Here is a 20,142-nt window from a genome sequence, read left to right on the forward strand (position 1 = left end):
CCCTCACACCCAGCCGCGCAACACCTGCTTGGCCACCTTGCCCGTGGCATTGAGCGGCAAGGCCTCGACCACTTGCACCCGCCGCGGCACCTTGTAATTGGCCATCTGCTCTCGGCACCAGGTAGTGAACTTTGCCACGTCGATCACCTGCCCAGGCACCGCCAGCAAAAAGGCCATGGCCACTTCCCCCAGACGTTCATCGGCTATGCCGATCACTGCAGCCTGGGCCACCCCCGGGTACTGCAACAGGGTCTGTTCGATCTCCGCCGGGTAGACGTTGAAGCCACCGGTGATGAACATGTCCTTGAGCCGGTCGGTGATGCGCAGGTAACCGTGTTCATCGAGCACGCCGATGTCGCCGGTGTGCAGCCAGCCCTCGGCATCCACCGCTTCCAGGCTGGCCTGCGGGTCGTTGAGGTAGCCGCGCATCAGGTTGTAGCCACGAATCAGTACCTCGCCGGGCACGTTGGCTGGCACGCTGGCGCCGCTGCTGTTGACGCAACGGATCTGAACCCCGGGCATGGCCCGGCCGCTGGTGCTGGCGACCCGTTCGGCGCTGTCACCGGGGCGGCAGATGCTGGCAAAGCCGCAGGCTTCGGTCAGGCCGTAGGCGGTGACGATGGTGGCAAAGCCCAGCTCCTCGCGCATGCGCCCGATCATCTCTACCGGGATCGCGGCGGCACCGGTGACGGCGATGCGCAGCGAACTCAGGTCGTAGTCCAAGCGTTGCGGGTGGGCCAGCAGTGACTGATAAAGGGTCGGCGGCCCGGGCAGGATGTTGATCCGCTCGCGCTGCACACAGTCGAGCACGGCCTGCACCTCGAACACCTGCTGCGGGACGATGGTGCAGCCGCGCATCAGTGCCGCCAGCCAGCCGGCCTTGTAGCCAAAGGAATGGAAGAACGGATTGACGATCAGGTAGCGATCGCCCCGGCGCAGCCCGACGATCTCGCTCCAGTCGCGCACCACTTGCAGGTTCTGGCCGTGGGCGGTCATCACGCCCTTGGGTTTGCCGGAAGTGCCGGAGGTGAACAGCAGATCAGACAGGGTCTGCGGCCCGACGTGCTGCTCACGGGCTTGCAGCAGGGCGTCCGGCACCCGTTCTGCGAGGGCCATGAAGGCCTCCCAGGCCAGGCCGCTCTGTGGCTGATCTACCGGTCGCAGGCTGATCACCTCACGCAGCGCCGGCAGCGCTTCGCCGACGAGCATGGCGGGGTAATCGGTGTCGAGAAAGCGGCTGATGCAAAACAGCACGCAGGTGCCGCTTTCGCGCAGGATATGCCCGGCTTCGCTGCCCTTCATGCGCGTGTTCAGTGGCACCAGGGTGGCGCCGACGCTCTGCAGGGCGCCGGCGGCGACGATCCATTCCCACAGGTTGGGCGCCCACACCGCCACCCGGTCGGCCACTTGTACCTCCAGGGCCAGCAGGGCGCGGGCGGCCTGCTGGCGCAACTGGTCAAGCTGGCGGTAGCTGATGATCTGCCCACCGTCTTCGATGGCCGGCTTGTCGGCGTATTCCCGGGCCGCGTTGGCGAACAGTTGGGCGATGGTCTGAGCGTTTTCGACAGGCAGCATGATGCCTCCTCAGGCTGAGGATGAATGAGCAGGGAAGGGGCCGGGCGGGGTGCCCGGCACACGGGGTCAGGCGCTAGGCGGGGCGAAGCGGCGGCCAGCGGAAAAACCGCCGTCCACGGCAATCATCTGGCCGCTGACGAACGAGGCTTCGTCGGAGGCGAGGAACAGCGCGACATTGGCCACCTCGTCCGGCTGCCCGGAACGGTTGAGCATGTGCTGCGAGGCGAAGAAGGCGTGGAACGCCTGTTGTTCGCGGACCATGCTGGTCATCGGTGTTTCGATCAGGCCAGGGCACAGGCCGTTGACGCGGATGTTGGCGTAGCCGTAGTCGATGGCCATCGAGCGAGTCAGCTGGTTGATGCCACCTTTGGAGACGTTGTAGGCGACGTTGCCGTCGCAGCCCTGCAGGCCGAAGATCGAGCCGATGTTGATGATTGAGCCGCTGCGCTGGGACTCCATCTGCGCCAGTACGTGTTTGCTGGTGAGCATGCTGCCGGTGAGGTTGATGTCCAGCACCCGCTGCCAGTTGGCGGTCGTGGTCTGGGTCACGCTGCCCTGGTCGGCGACGCCAGCGGCATTGACCAGCACATCGATACGCCCGAAGCGGCTGATGACTTCGCTCATCACCTGCTGCACGCGGGGTTCATCGCGCACATCCAGGCTCATGAACAGGCCGGGAAAGTCCGCCGGGGCCTCGCCAATGTCCAGGCCGACGACCTGGGCACCCTCGGCCATGAAGCGGCGCACGCACGCCAGGCCGATACCCGATGCGCCGCCGGTGACCACGGCGACCTTGTTGTGCAAACGAGCCATAACTGAACCTCTGTTTTATTGTTGTGGGGCTTCTGGCGCCGAGTCTAACCGCAGTCGGGGCCGCAGTGATCGTCCGATGAGACTAGCGGGCACAGGCCCTCACCCGGGGAACTTCAAGCGTACCCGCGCGCCCAGCGGCCGGCTCTGGCAAGCCAGGGTCCAGCCTTCTTCCAGCTCCCGGGCGCTGAGCACATCGTTGCGCGCCAGGCGGGTTTCACCCTCGAGCACCGTACACATGCAGGCCCCGCAAAAACCTTCTTCGCAGGATGACGGTACCTCCAGGCCCGCCGCACGGCAGCTTTGCAGCAGAGTATCGCCGGGCTGGCAGGCGACTTCGTGTTGCTGGCCGTCGAGCTCGACCAGCAGCAGCTCGCAGGCCGACTCACTGGCGGCCGCGCGGGCAATGGCTTCTTGCGCTGCGACTTCATCGGGATCGGGCGGGGAGACGAAACGCTCGACATGGATGCACTCGGCGGCCTCGCCCAAGGCCAGCAGGCTGCGCTCGACGGTGTCCATGAACGGCCCCGGGCCGCAGATGAAGTAATCGCCGCCACGCATTTCGCCCACCAGTTGCTGCACCTGGGCGTCGCGCAAAAAACCTTGCAGCGAATCGAGCAGGTGGATCACCTGCAGGCGTTGCGGGTGGTCCTGGCTCAGCTGGCGCAGTTCGTCGCGAAAGATCACCGAGGCTTCGTCGCGGTTGGCATACACCAGCCGGATCGGCCGTTCGCTGCTGTGCAGCGTCGACTTGAGGATCGAAATCACCGGGGTGATGCCCGAGCCGCCGCCGAACAGCACCAGTGGTCGCGCCGGGTCGCTGGCCTGGCTTTCATCCAGGCAGAAGTGCCCGGCTGGCGGCAGCACCTCGAGCCAGTCGCCGACCTGCACCTGCTGGTTCATCCAGTTCGATACCCGGCCCCCGGCGACCCGCTTGATGGTCACCTTGGGCCGGGCATCGCACAGCGGCGAGCTGGCCATGGAGTAGCAGCGGGTCAGCAGTTTGCCGGCACAGGGCACGCGAAAGCTCAAGAACTGCCCCGGCTGGTAGCGAAAGCGCTCGCGCAACTGCGCCGGCACCTCCAGTACCAGCGAACGCGCATCGGCGGTTTCGTCGATGACCGCGCAAACCTGCAGCCGATAGCTTCCGGTGGCCGAAACCAGCGAGTCCTGCCCAAGCGCTTGCATGCCCATGTTCATCCTCGCCTCAGATGCCGCTGATCAATTGCGCGTTGTCCACGCGCAGTTCGGCACCGTTGACGAAGTGAGATTCGTCGCTGGCCAAAAACAGCACCACGTTGGCGATATCGCGCGGCGCGCACATGCGGTTCATCGGATCCTGGTCGAGCAGCGCCTGGTCGATCGGCTGGCCACCGGCCAGGGCCTGGGTCATCGGCGTGTTGACGCCGTCCGGGTGCACGCTGTTGCAGCGGATGCGATAACCCTGCTGCTTGCAGTGCAGGGCAATGGAGCGGGTCATCGCCGCCACCGCGCCCTTGGAGGCCGAGTAGGCGCAGAACATCGGCATGGCGCCGAGGGCGGCTACCGAGGACATGTTGACGATCGAGCCGCCGCCGCTGTCCTTCATGGCTTCAATGGCATATTTGCAGCCGAGAAAATAGCCGTCGCCGTTGATCTTCTGCACCTTCTGCCAGGTTTCCAGCGAGGTGTTCTCGATGGTTCCGGCCACTAGGATGGCGGCATTGTTGACCAGTACATCGAGGCGCCCGAAGTGCTCCAGGGTGGTCTTGATCACCTGCTGCCAATCGCTTTCGCTGGCGATGTCGTGGCGGATGAACAGCGCATTGCTGCCGATCTGCGCGGCGACTTCGCGCCCGGCCTGTTCATTGAGGTCGGTGAGCACCACCCGGGCGCCCTGGCTGGCCAGCAGCAGGGCGTCCTCGCTGCCGATGCCGCTGGCGGCGCCGGTGACGATGCAGACTTTGCCTTCTACACGTTGCATGGTTGTTCTCCTGATGGTGCGGGGTTGGGGGCGGTGCGCGCGGCGATGTGCGCCGCGGCGCGCCGCCCGGAATAAATGCAGTCGGCCAGGGACAGGCCGGAGACATACAGGTTGGAGGCGACACCCACGGCATTGCGCCCGGCGCTGTACAACCCGGCGATAGGCGTGCCGTGCAGGTCGAGCACCGCGCCGCTGCCCTCGTCGACGCGCAGGCCGCCCAGGGTCAGGGCCGGGCAGGGGAACAGGCGGCTGTCGTAGGACAGGTCCAGCGCATACCAGGGGCCGCTGTCCAGCGGGCAGAGCATGGCTGCCGACTTGCCCAGCGGGTCGGCGATTTCGCCACGGGCCGCACGGCTGTACTGCGCCACGCTCTGACGCAGGTTGCCCACGGGCAAGCCGCAGCGTTCGGCCAGTAGTTCCAGGCTGTTGCCACGTTTGGCGTTGAACAGCAGGTTGAGCAGCACCGGCAGGCGCTGGAAGTTCCACACCTTGCCCGGGCCGACCTGCTTGAGCGCCTGGCGCACCAGGGCGCGATTGAGGATCAGGATGGCCTTGCCGTTCTGCTCCTCGACCATGGCATGGCCGAGGGTGGCGCCGTACACCTCTTCGTTGCAGTAGCGCTGGCCGAAGCCGTTGACGATCATGCCGCGGGCCCAGGCCAGCGGTGGGTTGATAAAGCGCCAGGCGCTGACCTTGTCCATGCGTGCCAAGGTGCCCCCGGCGCTCTGGCCCAGGAGCAGGCCGCTGCCATCGCAGGCGGTGGTGCCCAGCGGCAGGCCGGCCAGGTACTGCGGCGCATGCCGGGCTACCAGGGCGCGGTTGAAGATGAAGCCGCCACAGCTGAGCAGCAGGCCTTTTTCGGCGCGGATCAGGGTGCGCACTGCATGGCGCTGCTCGATCTGCCGCAGGCGCTTGCGCAGCATGTCGGCCAGCGCCGGGGCGTACATATGGATGGCACTGGCCCAGCGCGCCAGGCGTGCATGGCGGCGGGCAGCGCGGCTATCGGCAGGCAGTTGCCAGGCCACCACACCGACTACCCGGTCGTGGTTGTCCAGAACCAGTTGGCGGACTTCGCACTGGCTGCGCAGGCGCACGCCCAGCTTCAAAGCGCTGGCGCGCAGCGGCGCAAACAGGCTGGCACCGGACATGCCCGGGCCTTTGGCCCGGTGGCCGCGCGGTGCCGGGCTGGCCTGCGCGGCGTAGGCCGGCACCGCTTCGTTGCCTGAGTAATAGAGGTAGTATCGGTCGCTGGGGTAGGAGGTTTTCTGCGGCGGCACACTGGCTTCGAAAGCCACGCCGTGGCGTTCCAGCCAGGCCAGCTGCTCGCAGCTGCGCTCGCAGAAATCGCGCAAGGTGCCGGCCGATACCGCTTCGCCGACTTCCTGGTTCAAATAGTTGAACATTGCCTCGCTGTTGTCCGGGTACCCGGCGCGCTGCTGGTAGGGCGTGCCGCCGCCGGCATAGACCACGCCACCGCTGAGCGCCGTGGCACCGCCACCGGCGAAGCGGTCCAGGGCCAGCACGCTGAGCCCGCGGCTGGCGGCCTCGATGGCGGCGCAGACACCGGCGCCGCCAAAACCGACCACCACCAGCTCGGCCTGTGCGTGCCAGTGCAGCTGTTCGGCACTGTCCACTCGCAGTGGCATCAACCCGTTCAGGCTGCTCATGCGCCGGCCTCAGCCCGCTGCCGCAATCATGCGCGCCGGCGCCGCCGTGGTGGTGTAGCTGCCATCCAGGTACACCAGCGGGGTGATGGTCGGGCTGGTGCGGATGCGCAGGATGCGGCCGATGAAAATGGTGTGGGTGCCATAGGTCATGCGCCCATCCTGGCGGCACAGAATCGACGATTGGGCATCGGCCAGAAACGGAATGCCTTCTTCGCTGGTCTGCCAGTCGCCACGCTCGAAGCGCGCCTCGCCCTTGATCGCGCCGCTGCACAGGTGCGCAAGGTCCTGCTGCTCGACACCGAGGATGTTCACGCAGAAGTCGGCACCGTCTGCCAGGGCGGCATGCGGTGAGGCGCTGGTGTTCACGCAGATCAGCAGCGACGGCGGCTCGGTGCTCAGCGAATCGACCGCGGTGGCGGCCATGGCGAAGCGCTGGGTGCCGTTGCTGGTACTGATGATGGTCACGGATTTGGCCAGGCGGCGCATGGCCTGGAGCATGTCGGCTTTGAGATTGTTGTTGTTCATCGCACGGCCTCTGGTTGGCTTGGAGTGCGATGAATTCTTGCAACCGGCGCAAGGCCCAACATCGTCCGAGGGGACTAGTCGAGGCGCGCCGTCGCTGCATGGTCCGTTTGAGGGATGTTGGCCGCCGGGCGCCTTGCTTGAATGCCGGGGTAGAGGCCGGTTGCGCCTCTGCTGCACGCGCGCCCCGGCGGACGGGGTGATCAGAGGAGAACAACAACATGCTCAACCAAGACCTGATACGCCAGCGTCTGGCCCAGCGCGCCCGCGAGCTGGTGCCGATCCTGCGTGAACGTGCCGCCCGTGCCGCGCAACTTGGCCAGCTGCCGGCCGAAACCCTGCGCGATTTCCACGAAGCCGGCTTTTTTCGCATCCTCCAGCCGGCGCGCTGGGAAGGCTACGAGCTGCAGCCGCGGGATTTCTTCGAGGTGCAGATGACCCTGGCCGAAGGCTGCATGTCGTCGGCCTGGGTGCTCGGGGTGGTGGCCATCCACAACTGGCAACTGGCGCTGTTCGACGACCGCGCCGCCCAGGATGTCTGGGGCGAGGATTCCAGCGTGCTGATTTCTTCGTCCTATATGCCGGTGGGCAAGGTCGAGCGTGTCGAGGGCGGCTTCAAGCTCAGTGGGCGCTGGGGTTTTTCCTCGGGCAGCAAGCACTGCCAGTGGGCATTTCTCGGCGCCCTGGTACCGCCCGAAGAAGCCGGCGGGGCGCCGGACTACCGGACCTTCCTGGTGCCGCGCAGCGACTACCAGATTATCGACAACTGGAACGTCATGGGCCTGGAGGCGACTGGCTCTCACGACATCCAGGTGAGCGATGCCTTCGTCCCCGACTACCGCACCCACCGCGCTGTCGACGGCTTCATGCAATACAGCCCGGGTAACGCGGTCAACAGTGCGCCGTTGTTCCGCCTGCCGTTCGGGCAGATCTTCGTGCGCGCGGTGTCGTCTTCGGCGATTGGGGCCCTGCAGGGCGCGATCGACTTGTTCGTCGAGCACAACCGCAGCCGCGTCGGCGTCAACGACGGGCGCAAGATGCTCCAGGACCCGGCGGCGCAAACCGCCCTGGCCAATGCCATGGTCTGCGTCGACGAGTGCCGCACGGTGTTGCTGCGCAATTTCGATTTCATGCTCCAGGCCGCCGAGGCCGGCGAAGCGCTGGCCATGCAGGCGCGGGTGAAGATGCGCTACGACTCGGCGCTGGTCGCCGACAAGTGCGCCAAGGCGGTGGCCGAGCTGATGTTCAACAGCGGCGCCTCGACGATCTTTCGCAGCCACGCCATCAACCGCGCCTTTCGCGACATTCATACCGGCCGCGCCCACGTCGCCAACAACCCGGCCAAGTACGCCTGGAACCTGGGCGGCGTGAGCATGGGCCAGGACAGCAGCGACTTCTTCCTCTGAACCGGTCGAACACAGAAACCGGCTAGTCCGTTTGCGGGATTCGAGCGGCGCGGCGATCCCCGAGCATGGTGGCAAGGCGCGGGTCCCAGGCGCCGACCGAGCCGTTAACAAGAACAAGGATCAAGCATGAAATTCTCATTGATTTACGAAGCACAGACGGTGGACTCCAGTCGCGAAGGCGACCGCAAGATCTTCGATGACACCGTCGAGCAGGCGGTGCTGGCCGACCAGCTCGGTTTCGACACCTTCTGGTGCGTGGAGCACACCGCACTGAGCAACTACTCGCACATGTCGGCGCCGGAAACCATGCTCGCCTTTGTTGCCGGCAAAACCGAGCGCATCGGCATTGGCCATGGCGTGGTGTGCCTGCCGCCGGCGATGAACCACCCGGTCAAGGTCGCCGAGCGCATCGCTACCCTCGACCTGCTGTCCAAGGGCCGGGTGCATTTTGGCGTGGGCAAGGGCGGCACCCAGCAGGAGGCCGGTACCTTCGGCTACGACTTGGCGACCCTGCAGCCGCAGATCGATGAAGCCATGTACCTGATCCCGAAAATCTTCGTTCAGGACGAGATCGAGCACCACGGCGACTTCGTGCAGATCCCCAAGCGGCCGATCCATCCCAAGCCGTACCAGGACCCACACCCACCGATGTACCTGGCCTGCACCAACACCGAATCGCTGAAGAACGCTGGTGGCCGCGGCATGGGCGCGCTGGTGCTGGGCTTCGGCGGCCCGGAAGAAATCGCCAAGAAGGTCGAGGTCTATCACCAGGCCTGGGACAACCGTGACGAGAAGAAGCAGGTGGGCTTTCGTCCCAACCGCCATATTGCCGCGCTGTGCCCGGCCATCGTCCTTGACGACAACGAACTGGCGCGGCGCATCGGCATCCGTGGCCAGCGCTACTTCATGGAGTCGCTGGGCTACTGGTACGGCGGCGGCGAGCGTCCGGACCCGGAAAAGTGGAAGGATGATACCTACGTCGACGGCAACGGCCAGGCGGTGATCAAGTCGCGCTTTGCCTCCGAGGAAGTCAGCGTCGACTTCTCCGACCCGACCATGGCGATGATGAACCCCAACCATGCCTATGGCACGGTCGAAGATTGCATCGGTTACGTGCAACGCCTGATCGACGCCGGCGCCGACGAGATCCTGTTCATCTGCCAGATGGGCACCGTGCCGCAATGGGCCCAGCTGGAGACCCTGCGCAACATCGGCGAGAAGGTAATTCCGCATTTTCGCAAGCAGTAAGGGGAAGCATCGCGGGTCAAAGCCGCTCCTGTGTAGGCGCGGGCTTGTCCCGCGAAACTAGCCCGCTCCCGCTAGTCCCAACAGACGATGCCCGGCCTTGCGCGTCGGGCTTGAATAGCGCTCAACACGTCGATCAACGCGAGGATAACAAGCATGGATATCCGCGGTCTGGGTTACGTCACCCTGCTGTCCACCGACCTGGCGCAATGGCGTCATTACGCAACCCAGGTGCTGGGCATGATGGTGGCCGGTGAGGGCGCTGACAGCGCGCACCTGTACCTGAAAATGGACGAGCGCCCGTACCGTATCCTGGTGCTCCGCAGCGAGCAGGACGGCTTCGGTGCCTGCGGTTGGGAGCTGGCCGGCGAGGCCGCGTTCGAGCAGGCGATCGCCGAGCTGCAGCAGGCCGATATCGCGGTTGAGCGCGGCAACGCTGCCCAGGCTGAACTGCGCAAGGTCCAGGCCCTGGCGCAGTTCTGCGACCCGGACGGCAATCGCCACGAGCTGTTCTGGGGCCCGCGCCAGGATTTTGCCCGCTTTGTCTCGCCGGTGGCGGTCAAGGGCTTTGTCACCCATGAGCTGGGCATGGGCCACGTGGTGCTGCCGGCGCCAACCTTTGAGCGCTGCCGCGATTTTTATCAGCGGGTCATGGGCTTTGGTCTTTCGGACCTGATGAAAGTGCGCTTCACCCCAGACCCGGCCGAGCCGGAAAAACGCATTCACTTCCTGCACTGCAACAACGGCCGTCACCACTCCCTGGCGATCTTCGAATGCCCGGTGCCCCATGGCTGCGTGCACATGATGGTCGAGGTCGACGGCCTGGACGAGGTCGGCCGCGCCCTGGACCGCATGCACGCCCACGGCGTCAAGCTCTCGGCCACCCTCGGCCAGCACACCAACGACCAGATGGTCTCGTTCTACATGAAAACCCCGGCAGGCTTTGACCTGGAGTACGGCTGTGACGGCCTGGTGGTCGACTGGAACCAGCACACCCCCTTCGAAAGCACGGTGGTCAGCCACTGGGGACACGACTTCAGTGTCGGCCGCCAATGAGGACAACGATGATGGACAAACAAATGACCACGGCGCAGATGGTCGGCCAGCTACGTGACGGCATGACCCTCGGCATCGGTGGCTGGGGCCCGCGGCGCAAGCCCATGGCGCTGATCCGCGAGATCCTGCGTTCCGACCTCAAGGACCTGACCGTGGTCGCCTACGGCGGCGCCGACGTCGGCATGCTCTGCGCGGCCGGCAAGGTGAAGAAGCTGGTGTTCGCCTTCGTCTCGCTCGATTTCATTCCGCTCGAGCCGTACTTTCGCAAGGCCCGCCAGGACGCCGCCATCGAGGTGATGGAGATCGACGAAGGCATGCTCCTGCTTGGCCTGCGCGCCGCGGCCATGGGCGTGCCGTTCATTCCCACGGCGGTCGGCCTGGGCACCGATGTGCTGCGCCACAACCCGCAGATCAAGCTGGTGGCTTCGCCCTATGCCGACGGCAAGGACTGGGTGGCGATGCCGGCGCTCACGCTCGACGCCGCGCTGATCCACGTCGACCGTGCCGATGCCCGCGGGGTCTGCCAGATCAGCGGCCCCGACCATTACATGGATGACCTGTTCGTCCGCGCTGCCCGCCACAGCTACGTCACTTGCGATCACCTGGTCGACAGCGACTACTTCCACAGTGCGCCGGAGCGCGCTCATCAAGTGTTCTGGGAGCGCAACCTGACCACCGCGGTGGCCCATGTGCCGGGCGGTGCGCACCCCTCGTCGTGCGCGCCGCTGTACGGCTTCGATGTGCCGCACTTCAAGGCCTACACCGCCTCGGCCCAGGCCGAGGAGGGCTGGCAGGCCTATGTCGAGCAATTTGTCGCCTGCTCCCACGAGCAGTACCTGGAACAGGTCGGTGGCCTGGCCGCCATCCGCCAGCTTCCCCTGCCGGTTTTCTAAGCGAGTTTCCCTATGACCACGCCAGCTACGACGTACAGCCTCGCCGAACTGATGATCTGCGCCGCCTCCGAGGCCTGGCGCGACGACGGTGAAGTCCTGGCCACCGGCATCGGGGTGATCCCGCGCCTGGCCGCCTCCCTGAGCATGCTGACCAGCAACCCGCAGCTGTTGATGACCGACTCGGAAGCCTACATGGTCGCTGAACCGGTACCCCTCGGCGCGCGCAACGGCTATCAAGCCAAGCGCGATAGCTGGATGGGTTTTTCGCGAATCTTCGACAACGTCTGGGGCGGCAAGCGCCATGCGCTGGTCGGTCCGATCCAGATCGACCGCTTCGGCCAGGCCAACCTGTCGTGCATCGGCGACTACGCCCGGCCCAAGGCGCAGATGCTCGGGGTGCGCGGCCTGCCGGGCAACTCGATCAGCCATGCCAACTCGTTTTTCGTGCCCAGCCACAACCGCCGGGTGTTCGTCGAAGGCGAGGTCGATATGGTCTCGTCGATCGGCTACAACCCCGCGCGCCTGGCCCGTGGCTGGGCGCTGGACGAGGTGGACATCCGCCTGATCGTCACCGACCTGTGTGTCCTCGATTTCCAGGGCCCGCAGCACCAGGTGCGGATTCGCTCGCTGCACCCGGGGGTGAGCGTCGACGAGGTCCAGGACAACACCGGCTTCGCCTTGCAGGTGGACGCCGATTGCCCGGTCACCGCCGCGCCAAGCGAGGCGCAGCTGCAGCTGATCCGTCGCCTCGACCCGCACAACCTGCGGGCCAGCCAGTTGAAAGACAACCCCGCCGGCCAGCGCAACCTGCGTTGAGCCGGGCCCGGGCAGTACGCCTTGCCGGAGAAGCAATCGATGAGCGAGCAGAACAATAACAACCAGGCCGAGGTGGTGCTGTACGAGGTCCGTGGCGAGGTGGCCATGGTCACCATGAACCGCCCGGAGTACCACAATGCCCAGAACTCGCGCATGACCTACGCGCTGGACGCGGCGTTTCGCCGGGCCTGCGCCGACGACGCGATCAAGGTCATCGTGCTGTGCGGGGCCGGCCGGCATTTTTCGGCCGGCCACGACATCGGCACGCCGGAGCGCGACGTCAACCAGAGCTTCGAGCGCGTCAGCCTGTGGTACGACCACGTCGACAAGCCGGGCGGCGAGTTTCTCTATGCCCGCGAGCAGGAAGTGTACCTGGGCATGTGCCGGCGCTGGCGCGAGATGCCCAAGCCGACCATCGCCATGGTCCAGGGCGCGTGCATTGCCGGCGGCCTGATGCTGGCCTGGGTCTGCGACCTGATCGTCGCCAGCGAGGATGCCTACTTCACTGATCCGGTGGTGCGCATGGGCATCCCCGGGGTCGAATACTTTGCCCACGTGCATGAGCTCAACCCGCGGATCGCCAAGGAGTTCCTGTTCATGGGCACACCGATGCCGGCGCCGCGCGCCTACCAGATGGGCATGGTCAACCGGGTGGTGGCGCGCGAGGCCCTGGAGCAGGAAACCCTGGCCATCGCCGAACGCATTGCGCAGATGCCGCGCCTGGGCCTGCAACTGAGCAAGCAGGCGGTGAACAATGCCGAGGACCTGATGGGCAAGCGCGCGACCATGGACATGGTATTCGGCCTGCATCACTTCGCCCACGCCCACAACGAACTGGTGTCCGGCGACCGCCTGGGTGGCTACGACGCCCGCGCCATGGCCAGTTCCCAGCGCAAGCCGGAGGGGGCGTAAGCATGACGGTCTGCCTGCAAACACCGCTCACCGAACTGCTGGGTTGTCGCTACCCGATCATCCAGACCGCCATGGGCTGGGTTGCCGAGCCGCAACTGGTGGCCGCCACCGGCAACGCCGGCGGCTTCGGCTTTCTGGCCGGGGCAACCATTGAACCGGCGCGCATGGAGGCGGCGATCGTCGAAACCAAGCGTCTCAGCGCCCAGCCGTTCGGGGTCAACTTTCACATGTACCAGGCCAATGCCGCCGACATCGTCGAGCTGGTGCTGCGCCACAAGGTCAAGGCGGTGAGTTACAGCCGCTCGCCGGGCAAGCAGATGATCGCCCGGCTCAAGGACGCCGGCGTAGTGTGCATACCCACGGTCGGCGCCCTCAAGCATGCGCAGAAAGCCGTGGAAATGGGCGCCGATGCAGTGACCATCCAGGGCGGCGAGGGCGGCGGGCATACCGGTTCGGTGCCGACCTCGCTGCTGCTCGGCCAGGTGGTCGATGCGCTCAAGGTGCCGGTGGTGGCCGCCGGCGGTTTCAAGGACGGCCAAGGCCTGGTCGCGGCCCTGGCCTATGGCGCGGCGGGCATTGCCATGGGCACGCGCTTTTTGATGAGTGCAGAAAGCCCGGTGCCAACCGCAACCCTGGCCCGTTACCTGGCGGTCAAGGACCCGGCGGCCGTGATTGTCAGCCGCGCCATCGACGGCATGCCGCAACGGATGATCCGCAACGAGCTGCTCGATGCGCTGGAAGCCAGCGGCGGCCTCAAACGCTGGTTGCTGGCGCTCAAAAGCGGCCTGGCCTACCGCCGCCACAGCGGCACCAGCCTGGCGCAGTTGCTCGCCAGCGCCCTGAAAATGCGCGGCAGCGGCGAACTGAGCGCGGCGCAGGCGCTGATGGCCGCCAACGCGCCGATGGTGATCCAGAAGGCCATGGTCGATGGCCTGCCGGCCGAGGGCGTACTGCCGGCCGGGCAAGTGGCCGCGAGCATTCATAGCCTGCCGAGCTGCGCCGAACTGATCGAACAGATCGTCCGTGACGCCGAAGCGCGCCTGGGCGAACTGAGCCGCCGTATTTCATGAAGGGGAAAGGCATGAGCACATTTAGCGTCACTATCGACAACGGCATCGCCGAGCTGGTCTTCGACCGGCCACCGGTCAATGCCTTCGACTGCCAGGGCTGGGCGGCGATCGCCAGCGCCATCGAAGCGCTGGGCCGCGATGCGCAGGTGCGGGTGATCGTCATCCGCGCCGAAGGCCGCGGCTTCTGCGCCGGCGTCGATATCAAGGAACTGGCCGCCGACGGCAACCTGATCGTCGCGGTCAACAAGGGTAACTACGACAGTTTCAAGGCCATTCACCGCAACCCGAAACCGGTGATCGTCGCCGTGCACGGCTTTGTCCTGGGTGGTGGTATCGGTATCTGCGGCGCCGCCGACATCGTCGTCGCCGCCGACTGCGCGCGCTTTGGCGTGCCTGAGGTGGACCGCGGCGCCATGGGCGGCGGTGCCCACCTGCAGCGCCTGTTCCCGGTGCAGAAGGTGCGCCACATGTACTTCACCGGCGAGATGATCGATGCCGCCCAAGCCTACCGCCTGGGCGCCGTCGAACGGGTGGTCAAGCGCGAGGCGTTGCGCGAGACCGCCCTGCAGATCGCCCGCAGCATTGCCGCCAAGAGCCCGGCGATGATCGCCCTGGCCAAAGAAGCGCTCAACGGCATCGAGGACGGCAATCTGGAAGACAAATACCGCTGGGAGCAGGGCTTCACCCTCGAAGCCTACCGCACCCAGGATTCCCAGGAAGCGCGTGACTCGTTCGTCGAGAAGCGCGATGCCCACTTCAACGGCTGAAGGCACCGCCATGGACCTGACTTACACTGCGGCCCAACAGGCTTTCCGCGCCGAGGCACGGGCCTGGCTTGCGGCCAACGTACCAGCGCAACCGCTGCAATCATTCGACACAGAGCTTGGCTTTGCCCAGCATCGGGCCTGGGAGGCCCGGCTCAACGAAGGCCGCTGGGGCATGGTCACTTGGCCGACCGAGCTGGGCGGGCGTGGCTGCGACCTGATCGAATGGCTGATTTTCGAAGAAGAGTACTACCGCGCCGGGGCGCCAGCGCGGGTCAACCAGAACGGCATCTTCCTGCTCGGCCCGACCCTGATGGAGTACGGCAGCGAAGCGCAGAAAGCACGCTTTCTGCCGCGCATGGCCACCGGCCAGGACATCTGGGCCCAGGGCTGGTCGGAGCCGGGTGCCGGTTCCGACATGGCGGCGATCCGCTCAAAAGCCGAGCGGGTCGGCGATCACTATGTGATCAACGGCCAGAAAACCTGGTCGACCCGGGCGGTCTGGGCTGATTGGGTGTTCGGCATCTTTCGCACCGACCCCAACTCCCAGCGCCACCATGGCCTGACCTTCATCCTGTTGCCGCTCGACACCCCCGGTATCAGTGTACGGCCGATCCCGCAGCTCAATGGCTTGCCGGGTTTTGGCGAAATCTTCTTCGATGACGTCAAGGTGCCGGTGGAGAACGCCCTGGGCGGCGAGGGCATGGGCTGGCACGTGGCGATGTCTACTGCCGGTTTCGAGCGCGGGCTGATGCTGCGCTCGCCGGCACGCTTTCAGGAAACCGCCCGGCGCCTGGTACAGCTGTACCTGGCCAACCGCGAGGCCGCCGACCGAGACCCGGCCATTGCCGAGGCGGTGATGCGCGCCTGGCTGGACGCCGAGGCCTACACCCTGGCGACCTACATGACCGCCTCGCAACTGGTCAAGGGCGGCAAGATCGGCCCGGAATCCTCGACCAACAAGATTTTCTGGTCGGAGCTCGACCAGCGCATGCACGAAACCGCCCTGAGCATCCTTGGCCTGCGCGCCGAGCTGCTGCCCGAGGCGCCGGCTGCCGGCGATGTCGGCCAGTGGCTGGACGGTTTCCTGTTTGCCCAGGCCGGGCCGATCTATGCCGGCACCAACGAGATCCAGCGCAACATCATCGCCGAGCGCATGCTCGGCATGCCCCGCGCCTGAGGAGCAGACCATGGACTTTAGTTTCAGCAGCGATCAATTGCTGTTCCAGGACAACGTGCGCAGCTTTCTGCTCAACGAAGTGACCCCGGAACGCCTGCGTGAACTGTGGCAGAGCGACAGCGGGCGCTGCGCTGCGCTGTGGGGGCAATTGGTGGAACTGGGCCTGAGCGCCATCACCGTGCCGGAAGCCTGCGGCGGCATGGGCATGAACGAACTGGATTTCATCCTCCTGGCCCAGGAGTGCGGGTACGCCGGGTTACCCGAGCCGCTGGTGGACACCATGCTGGTTGGCGTGCCGCTGCTCGCCGGCCTTGATGCGCAGCATGCGCCGCTCCAGCAGCGCTGGCTGGCGCGGATTGCCGAGGGCCGGGCGCGCCTGGCGGTGGCCGAACCGGGCAATCCGCTGGTCAGCGATGCACATGTCGCCGACCTGCTGTTGCTGGCCCATGGCGACGAGGTGCATGCCGTGGAGCGCAGCGCGGTGAGCCTCATCCGTAATGCGTCGGTAGACCCCAGCCGCCAGTTGTTCCAGGTGCAGTGGACACCGAGTGCTTCTACCTGCGTGGCCAGCGCTGAACAGGCGCAGCACTTGTGGGCTGGCGCGTTCAACCGCGGCGCCCTGGGCAATGCCGCGCAACTGCTGGGGCTGGCCAAGCGCATGGTCGACCTGGCGGTGGACTACAGCTTCGAGCGCAAGCAGTTCGGCAAACCGGTGGGCTCGTTCCAGGCGGTCAAGCACCTGATGGCTAATGTCGCAGTGCAGATCGAGTTCGCCAAGGGCCCGCTGTACCGCGCCGCCCATGCCGTTGCCCATAACCTGCCGGGCCAGGCCGTGCAGGTGTCCCACGCCAAGCTTGCTTGCGCCGAAGCGGCGGCGCTGGCGGCGAAGAACGCCATCCAGGTGCACGGCGCCATGGGTTACACCTGGGAGGTCGACCTGCAGCTGTTCATGAAGCGTGCCTGGGCCCTGGACAAATGCTGGGGCGACCGTGGCCTGCACAAGGCGCGGGTACGCGCCGCGCTATTCGACACTGGCCTGGCGATTGGCGCCGGCAGCACATTCTGATCCTGTCTTGTTGAGGTAGACCATGCCTGAAGCCTATATCGTCGACGCCCTGCGCACGCCCACCGGGCGGCGCAAGGGCGGCCTGAGCCAGATTCACGCCGCCGACCTGGGCGCCCATGTGCTGCGTGCGCTGGTCGAGCGTAACGGCATCCCCGAAGACGACTACGACGACGTGATTTTCGGTTGCGTCGACACCATCGGCCCGCTGGCCGGCGACATCGCCCGCACCAGCTGGCTGGCTGCCGGGCTCTCCGAGCAGGTCCCCGGTACCACCATCGACCGCCAGTGCGGTTCGTCCCAGCAGGCCGTGCACTTTGCTGCGCAAGCGGTGATGAGCGGCACCCAGGACGTGGTGATCGCCGGGGGCGTGCAGACCATGACCCAGATCCCGATTTCCTCGGCCATGACCGCCGCCGGACCCCTGGGTTTTCAAGACCCGTTTAGCGGCTCCGAGGGCTGGGTGCGGCGTTACGGCGCGCAGCCACCGACCCAGTTCCGCGCAGCGCAGATGATTGCCGAGCACTGGGACCTGAGCCGCGGCGAACTTGAGGCCTACGCGCTGGAATCTCACCAGCGGGCCTTGCGTGCCATTGAGCACGGTTACTTCGAGCGCGAGATCGTCCCGCTGGCGGGGGTCGAGCATGACGAGACGCCGCGCCACACCAGCCTGGCGAAGATGGCCGAGCTGGAATACCTGTTTGGTTGTGACCGGGTGACGGCGGCGGTGTCGAGCCAGACCTGCGATGCTGCCAGTGCCTTGCTGATCGTCTCGGGGACGGCCTTGAAGCGCTACGGCCTGACGCCGCGGGCGCGCATTCATCACCTCAGCGTACGCGGCGACGACCCGGTGTGGATGCTCACCGCACCGATCCCGGCCACCGCCCATGCGCTCAAGCGCGCCGGCATGACCCTGGCCGACATCGACCGGGTGGAAATCAACGAAGCCTTCGCCTCGGTGGCCATGGCCTGGCTCAAGGAGACCGGCTACCCCCACGCGCAGACCAACGTCAATGGCGGCGCCATCGCCCTCGGCCACCCGCTCGGCGCCACCGGCACGCGGCTGATGTGCAGCCTGCTCCATGAGCTGGAGCGCAGTGGCGGCCGCTATGGCCTGCAGACCATGTGCGAAGGCGGCGGCCAGGCCAACGTGACCATTATCGAGCGCCTGTAGGCGCCAGCAACCACACAGGGGAGAGCGACAATGCACAGCTGTAAGAACCGCGTAGTGATCATCACCGGCGCCGGCGGCGGGCTCGGCCGCGCCTATGCCCAGGCCTTTGCCAGCGAAGGCGCGAAGGTGCTGGTCAACGATATCAACCGTGATGCGGCCCAGGCGGTGGTGGCGCAGATCCAGGCGGCAGGCGGCGTGGCGGCGGCCAACAGCGACGACATCACCCGCTATGACGACGCCGGGCTGATCGTGCGCCAGGCCATCGAGACCTTTGGTGGCCTGGATGTGCTGGTCAACAACGCCGGCATCTGCCGCGACCGGATGTTCGCCAGCCTCACCGAGGCGGACTGGGATGCGGTGATGGCCGTGCACCTCAAGGGCCACTTTTGCCTGGCCAGCCATGCCGTGCGCTACTGGCGCGAGCAGGTCAAGGGCGGCGCCAAGCTCACCGCGCGGATCATCAACACCAGTTCCGGCGCCGGCTTGCAGGGCTCGATTGGCCAGTCCAACTATGCTGCGGCCAAGGGCGGGATTGCTTCGCTGACCCTGGTGCAGGCGGCGGAGCTGGGGCGCTACGGCATCACCGCCAACGCCCTGGCACCGGCGGCGCGTACCGGTATGACCGAAGCAGTGTTTGCCGAGGTGATGAAGCGGCCGGAGCAGGGCTTTGACTACTTCGCCCCGGAGAATGTCGCGCCATTGGTGGTGTGGCTCGGTTCGGCGGCGTCCCAGGCGGTGACCGGGCAGATGTTTGAAGTCGAGGGCGGCAAGTTGTCGATTGCCGACGGCTGGCGGCGCGGGCCCCAGGTGGATAACCAGGGGCGCTGGGCGCTGGCTGATGTGGGCGCAGCGGTGGAGCACCTATTGGCTGAGTCGCTGCCAGCACAGAAAGTCTATGGCAGTTGATTGAGGTTTTGCGCCGATGAGGCGGGCCGCGCCATCCGCGAGGGTGGCGCGGTTTTTTGCATTTATGGGCTGGCAGCACTGGCCCTATCGCTGGCAAGCTGAACTGGCCTAATGATTTTGGACACCTTCGTCGGGCGCTATTATGGCGCCCAATTGGAGGCAAAATCAGTGCGAAAATCTTACTCGAACGAATTCAAAATCAAAGCTGCCGAGATGGTGCTGGACGATGGTGAGTCAGTCCCTGATGTCTGCGAGAGCCTTGGTCTAGGGCGGACCGCGCTTCGTCGCTGGGTCGAGCAACTGCGCCAGGAACGAGAAGGTCAAACACCAGTCGGCGCCAAGGCCATCATTCCAGAGCAGCAGCGAATCCAGGAGCTGGAAGCGCTAGTCCGGCAAAAGGACCGGGATATCGAAATCCTAAAAAAGGCCAGTGCTCTCCTGCTTCGGGACTCCAAGGATCGTTCTCGTTGATCAACGAACTGAGTGAGCAATTTGGTGTTTTCGACTGCTGTCGCGTCCTTGGAGTTCGGCGCAGCAGTTTCTACGCATGGCGAAAACGCCAGGGACGAAAGGATCCGGTCAGAGAGGATCTGCGTTCAACGATGGCCAGCCTTTTCAAGGCCTCTCGTAGCTCTGCTGGGTCGCGAACGCTGGTTCGGGAATTGCGTCGTGCTGGCCATAAAGCCGGGCGATACAAGGTACGTATGCTGATGAAGGAAGCCGGTCTGCAATGCAAGCAACGCAGGCCGCATCGTTACCGATCATCGGGCACAGAAGCATTGATCGCGAGTAACCAGCTCAAGCGAAACTTCAACGTCTCGACGGTCAACCAGGTGTGGTGCGGCGATGTCACCTACATCCAGGTAGGCAAGCGTTGGCTGTACTTGGCGGCTGTGATCGACTTGTATGCTCGCCGAGTGGTGGGCTGGGCTTTCTCAATGATCGCCGATGCCCGGCTTGCCTGCGAGGCGCTACGAATGGCGGCCGAATCTAGAGGTAGACCGGCTGGAGTGATGTTCCACTCGGATCAGGGCTGTCAGTACACCAGCCATAAATTCAGGGCTGCTCTTGAGGAGTACGGTCTGGAACAGAGCATGAGTCACCGAGGCCAGTGCTGGGA

Annotated in this window: 20 protein-coding genes; 14 read left to right on the forward strand and 6 right to left on the reverse strand. The window is 65.6% G+C overall.

The genetic code is table 11. The features are described from left to right. Positions 1–3: 3 nt before the first annotated feature. From CCOS864_RS08750 to CCOS864_RS08775, 6 genes are all read right to left on the reverse strand, one after another. Positions 4–1,575, reverse strand: a complete 1,572-nt coding sequence (locus tag CCOS864_RS08750) for a FadD3 family acyl-CoA ligase (RefSeq protein WP_115085947.1) — start codon at positions 1,573–1,575, stop codon at positions 4–6. A 66-nt stretch (positions 1,576–1,641) separates the two neighbouring features. Next, positions 1,642–2,388, reverse strand: coding sequence for an SDR family NAD(P)-dependent oxidoreductase (locus CCOS864_RS08755; protein WP_115085948.1), 747 nt, complete (start codon positions 2,386–2,388; stop codon positions 1,642–1,644). Between the two features lie 99 nt (positions 2,389–2,487). After that, a complete protein-coding gene (locus CCOS864_RS08760) occupies positions 2,488–3,579 on the reverse strand; it encodes a ferredoxin--NADP reductase (protein ID WP_115085949.1) in 1,092 nt (363 codons plus the stop codon). A 13-nt stretch (positions 3,580–3,592) separates the two neighbouring features. Then, positions 3,593–4,348, reverse strand: coding sequence for a glucose 1-dehydrogenase (locus CCOS864_RS08765; protein WP_115085950.1), 756 nt, complete (start codon positions 4,346–4,348; stop codon positions 3,593–3,595). Continuing rightward, positions 4,336–6,015, reverse strand: a complete 1,680-nt coding sequence (locus tag CCOS864_RS08770; RefSeq protein ID WP_115085951.1) for an FAD-binding protein — start codon at positions 6,013–6,015, stop codon at positions 4,336–4,338. Before CCOS864_RS08770 ends, CCOS864_RS08765 begins: the two co-directional genes overlap by 13 nt. A 9-nt stretch (positions 6,016–6,024) precedes the next feature. Beyond that, positions 6,025–6,540: a flavin reductase family protein gene (locus CCOS864_RS08775; protein WP_115085952.1), complete on the reverse strand. Its 516-nt coding sequence runs from the start codon at positions 6,538–6,540 to the stop codon at positions 6,025–6,027. Between the two features lie 218 nt (positions 6,541–6,758). Between CCOS864_RS08775 and CCOS864_RS08780 the strand changes: the two genes are divergently transcribed. From CCOS864_RS08780 to CCOS864_RS28015, 14 genes are all read left to right on the forward strand, one after another. Then, the gene (locus CCOS864_RS08780; protein ID WP_115085953.1) at positions 6,759–7,943 is read left to right on the forward strand and encodes an acyl-CoA dehydrogenase family protein; all 1,185 of its coding nucleotides are present in this window, start codon (positions 6,759–6,761) and stop codon (positions 7,941–7,943) included. Between the two features lie 126 nt (positions 7,944–8,069). Further along, positions 8,070–9,191, forward strand: coding sequence for an LLM class flavin-dependent oxidoreductase (locus tag CCOS864_RS08785; RefSeq protein ID WP_115085954.1), 1,122 nt, complete (start codon positions 8,070–8,072; stop codon positions 9,189–9,191). 153 nt (positions 9,192–9,344) lie between these two features. Further along, positions 9,345–10,244 carry a VOC family protein gene (locus CCOS864_RS08790; protein ID WP_115085955.1) on the forward strand — a complete coding sequence of 300 codons (900 nt, stop codon included), beginning with the start codon at positions 9,345–9,347 and terminating at the stop codon, positions 10,242–10,244. 11 nt (positions 10,245–10,255) lie between these two features. Beyond that, positions 10,256–11,137 carry a CoA transferase subunit A gene (locus tag CCOS864_RS08795; protein WP_115085976.1) on the forward strand — a complete coding sequence of 294 codons (882 nt, stop codon included), beginning with the start codon at positions 10,256–10,258 and terminating at the stop codon, positions 11,135–11,137. A 12-nt stretch (positions 11,138–11,149) separates the two neighbouring features. Beyond that, on the forward strand, positions 11,150–11,953 hold the full coding sequence (locus CCOS864_RS08800; RefSeq protein WP_115085956.1) for a CoA-transferase subunit beta: 804 nt from the start codon (positions 11,150–11,152) through the stop codon (positions 11,951–11,953). A 39-nt stretch (positions 11,954–11,992) separates the two neighbouring features. After that, the gene (locus CCOS864_RS08805; RefSeq protein WP_115085957.1) at positions 11,993–12,865 is read left to right on the forward strand and encodes an enoyl-CoA hydratase; all 873 of its coding nucleotides are present in this window, start codon (positions 11,993–11,995) and stop codon (positions 12,863–12,865) included. Between the two features lie 2 nt (positions 12,866–12,867). Continuing rightward, the gene (locus tag CCOS864_RS08810; RefSeq protein WP_115085958.1) at positions 12,868–13,935 is read left to right on the forward strand and encodes an NAD(P)H-dependent flavin oxidoreductase; all 1,068 of its coding nucleotides are present in this window, start codon (positions 12,868–12,870) and stop codon (positions 13,933–13,935) included. An 11-nt stretch (positions 13,936–13,946) separates the two neighbouring features. Beyond that, complete coding sequence (locus CCOS864_RS08815; protein WP_115085959.1) at positions 13,947–14,702, forward strand: enoyl-CoA hydratase family protein; 756 nt, start codon at positions 13,947–13,949, stop codon at positions 14,700–14,702. A gap of 10 nt (positions 14,703–14,712) precedes the next feature. Continuing rightward, positions 14,713–15,879 carry an acyl-CoA dehydrogenase family protein gene (locus CCOS864_RS08820; RefSeq protein WP_115085960.1) on the forward strand — a complete coding sequence of 389 codons (1,167 nt, stop codon included), beginning with the start codon at positions 14,713–14,715 and terminating at the stop codon, positions 15,877–15,879. A 10-nt stretch (positions 15,880–15,889) separates the two neighbouring features. Continuing rightward, positions 15,890–16,945: an acyl-CoA dehydrogenase family protein gene (locus tag CCOS864_RS08825; protein WP_115085961.1), complete on the forward strand. Its 1,056-nt coding sequence runs from the start codon at positions 15,890–15,892 to the stop codon at positions 16,943–16,945. Positions 16,946–16,967: 22 nt separating this feature from the next. Continuing rightward, positions 16,968–18,116 carry an acetyl-CoA C-acetyltransferase gene (locus CCOS864_RS08830; protein ID WP_115085962.1) on the forward strand — a complete coding sequence of 383 codons (1,149 nt, stop codon included), beginning with the start codon at positions 16,968–16,970 and terminating at the stop codon, positions 18,114–18,116. A gap of 30 nt (positions 18,117–18,146) precedes the next feature. Next, on the forward strand, positions 18,147–19,022 hold the full coding sequence (locus tag CCOS864_RS08835; RefSeq protein ID WP_115085963.1) for an SDR family oxidoreductase: 876 nt from the start codon (positions 18,147–18,149) through the stop codon (positions 19,020–19,022). Positions 19,023–19,133: 111 nt separating this feature from the next. Then, positions 19,134–19,493: a transposase gene (locus tag CCOS864_RS08840; protein WP_115085964.1), complete on the forward strand. Its 360-nt coding sequence runs from the start codon at positions 19,134–19,136 to the stop codon at positions 19,491–19,493. Then, positions 19,490–20,142 (forward strand): IS3 family transposase (locus CCOS864_RS28015; RefSeq protein ID WP_148708521.1); only part of this gene is annotated, 653 nt, incomplete at its 3' end. The genes CCOS864_RS08840 and CCOS864_RS28015, both read left to right, overlap by 4 nt.

It is taken from the genome of Pseudomonas wadenswilerensis (assembly GCF_900497695.1).
Taxonomy (GTDB): Bacteria; Pseudomonadota; Gammaproteobacteria; order Pseudomonadales; family Pseudomonadaceae; genus Aquipseudomonas; species Aquipseudomonas wadenswilerensis.

Bases quoted from the DNA above. Each gene is read 5' to 3' on its own strand.
- CCOS864_RS08750 (WP_115085947.1), bottom strand. From the start codon at position 1,575: ATGCTGCCTGTCGAAAACGCTCAGACCATCGCCCAACTGTTCGCCAAC.
- CCOS864_RS08755 (WP_115085948.1), bottom strand. From the start codon at position 2,388: ATGGCTCGTTTGCACAACAAGGTCGCCGTGGTCACCGGCGGCGCATCG.
- CCOS864_RS08760 (WP_115085949.1), bottom strand. From the start codon at position 3,579: ATGGGCATGCAAGCGCTTGGGCAGGACTCGCTGGTTTCGGCCACCGGA.
- CCOS864_RS08765 (WP_115085950.1), bottom strand. From the start codon at position 4,348: ATGCAACGTGTAGAAGGCAAAGTCTGCATCGTCACCGGCGCCGCCAGC.
- CCOS864_RS08770 (WP_115085951.1), bottom strand. From the start codon at position 6,015: ATGAGCAGCCTGAACGGGTTGATGCCACTGCGAGTGGACAGTGCCGAA.
- CCOS864_RS08775 (WP_115085952.1), bottom strand. From the start codon at position 6,540: ATGAACAACAACAATCTCAAAGCCGACATGCTCCAGGCCATGCGCCGC.
- CCOS864_RS08780 (WP_115085953.1), top strand. From the start codon at position 6,759: ATGCTCAACCAAGACCTGATACGCCAGCGTCTGGCCCAGCGCGCCCGC.
- CCOS864_RS08785 (WP_115085954.1), top strand. From the start codon at position 8,070: ATGAAATTCTCATTGATTTACGAAGCACAGACGGTGGACTCCAGTCGC.
- CCOS864_RS08790 (WP_115085955.1), top strand. From the start codon at position 9,345: ATGGATATCCGCGGTCTGGGTTACGTCACCCTGCTGTCCACCGACCTG.
- CCOS864_RS08795 (WP_115085976.1), top strand. From the start codon at position 10,256: ATGGACAAACAAATGACCACGGCGCAGATGGTCGGCCAGCTACGTGAC.
- CCOS864_RS08800 (WP_115085956.1), top strand. From the start codon at position 11,150: ATGACCACGCCAGCTACGACGTACAGCCTCGCCGAACTGATGATCTGC.
- CCOS864_RS08805 (WP_115085957.1), top strand. From the start codon at position 11,993: ATGAGCGAGCAGAACAATAACAACCAGGCCGAGGTGGTGCTGTACGAG.
- CCOS864_RS08810 (WP_115085958.1), top strand. From the start codon at position 12,868: ATGACGGTCTGCCTGCAAACACCGCTCACCGAACTGCTGGGTTGTCGC.
- CCOS864_RS08815 (WP_115085959.1), top strand. From the start codon at position 13,947: ATGAGCACATTTAGCGTCACTATCGACAACGGCATCGCCGAGCTGGTC.
- CCOS864_RS08820 (WP_115085960.1), top strand. From the start codon at position 14,713: ATGGACCTGACTTACACTGCGGCCCAACAGGCTTTCCGCGCCGAGGCA.
- CCOS864_RS08825 (WP_115085961.1), top strand. From the start codon at position 15,890: ATGGACTTTAGTTTCAGCAGCGATCAATTGCTGTTCCAGGACAACGTG.
- CCOS864_RS08830 (WP_115085962.1), top strand. From the start codon at position 16,968: ATGCCTGAAGCCTATATCGTCGACGCCCTGCGCACGCCCACCGGGCGG.
- CCOS864_RS08835 (WP_115085963.1), top strand. From the start codon at position 18,147: ATGCACAGCTGTAAGAACCGCGTAGTGATCATCACCGGCGCCGGCGGC.
- CCOS864_RS08840 (WP_115085964.1), top strand. From the start codon at position 19,134: ATGATTTTGGACACCTTCGTCGGGCGCTATTATGGCGCCCAATTGGAG.